The organism is Streptomyces sp. NPDC001292, from assembly GCF_042896465.1.
Taxonomy (GTDB): domain Bacteria; phylum Actinomycetota; class Actinomycetes; order Streptomycetales; family Streptomycetaceae; genus Streptomyces.
This window is the reverse complement of sequence record NZ_JBIAXG010000135.1, coordinates 1-1,630: the sequence shown is the minus strand read 5'-3', so window position 1 is coordinate 1,630 and position 1,630 is coordinate 1. Positions and strand designations below refer to the sequence as shown.

At 69.9% G+C, this 1,630-nt stretch carries 1 protein-coding gene; it reads right to left on the bottom strand.

The genetic code is table 11. The features are described 5' to 3' along the window. Positions 1-38: 38 nt before the first annotated feature. Positions 39-1,544: an ISL3 family transposase gene (locus tag ACFY4A_RS42565; protein ID WP_390834670.1), complete on the bottom strand. Its 1,506-nt coding sequence runs from the start codon at positions 1,542-1,544 to the stop codon at positions 39-41. Between the last annotated feature and the right edge of the window lie 86 nt (positions 1,545-1,630).

Here is a 1,630-nt window from a genome sequence, read left to right as displayed (position 1 = left end):
GGCTCTGGCCCGTAGTCGGTGGTGACGCCGAGTAGCGGTCAGGGCAGAAGGATGCGGTGGCGGAGGAGGTCGAATCCGGCGCGTCCGTGCATCTGCCTCATGATCTTCTTGGTGCGGGTGTTGACGCCTTCGGTGCGGCCGTTGTGGTAGGGCAGGGTGAGGCCGGCGTTCACGGCGGACCGGTCGATTTCGAGACCGTTGGTGAAGCTGCGCAGGTGAGGCAGGTCGATGGCCCGGGCGGTCGTGATCCACTCGGTGAGTTTCACGTCGTTGCCCTCGGCCGGTTTCAGCAGGGCGGCGAAACCGCGTACGAGATCGGCGAGTGCGGTCATCTCCGGGCAGGCCGCGGCGATCTTCTCCAGCAGGGTCGTTTCCTTCGGGCGCAGGTTTTCGGGGTCGGTGAGCATCAGGCGGGTGGCGTGACGTGGGGTGGTGACGGGGCGGTCGCCTTCGGCGCGGCCCTGGTTGAGGTAGCGGACCAGCAGGTTGGCGCTGCCGGTGTAGCCCAACTCCCGGATCTCTTCGAGGAGGTGGGTGACCGGGACGGCGGGTTCCTCGGCACGGCGCCGACGCAGGTGCTCGCGGTAGGGGTCGACGAGGGTGGGCCGGTAGGCGGGGGCGATGCGCAGGGCTTGTGGTTCGGGCATGCGGGCGTAGCGTTTGACGGTGTTCAGGGCCAGGTTGAGGCGGCGGGAGCAGTCGAGCAGGCCGACGCCCTGGCCGAGGAGATCGTGGATCTTGTTCCAGCGTTCGCGGGTGGTCTGCTCGCGTACTCCGCCGGGGCGGGGCGGGTTGATGGTGGCCCAGCATCCGGCGTGGGCGCGGACCTCGAGCTGGACTTTGTCGCAGAGATTTCGCCAGAGGTGCCATCGGTCGCTGACCTGCACTGCGTCGGGCAGGGCTCGGCGGACGGCCTCGGCATAGGTGGCCGAGCCGTCCCGGCACACGACCTGGACACCCGGATGTTCGCGCAGCCAGGACTCCAGGGTGGCCGCCTCGCGGTCGGGCAGGACCGCGACGCGCCGGCCGGTCTCGGCATCCGTGATGATCGTGGCGTAGCGGTGGCGGCGGCGCAGGGCGAAATCGTCCACGCCGATCACCCGCGGGATGGCCTGCTGCGGCAGCGGCAGGCGCCGCAGATGGCGCAGCGCGGTACTGCGGGAAACGGGCATGGCCAGCAGGCCGGCCAGGCGTGCGGCCGCCCGGCCGCATAACTCCCGCGCCACCTCGGATATCTGCCCGACAAGACGCACCGTGCGGCGCTGATGGCGCTCCAGCAGTCCGGGAATCTGCTCGCGGAAGGTCTGCCGCCAGCAGTCCAGGGCCGGACAGGCCAGCCGCCGTACGCGCAGGTGGACGACGACCTGGCGGCCGTCGACCGGCACGTCCCTCACCGTTCGGCGGTGATAACCGTGCACCTTCGCCGTCGGCGTCCCGCACACCGGACACGGCACCGCCACGTCCCGGGTCCGGGCCGAGACCACCACTGCGTCGCCGCCGTCTGCCACGTCCTCGACGACCAGCGCCGAGAGCCCCGAAAACACCGTCCCGATAAGGGAGTTGATATCCACCACAAGATCATGATCGAGGGCGGCTACTCGGCGTCACCACCGACTACGGGCCAGAGCCT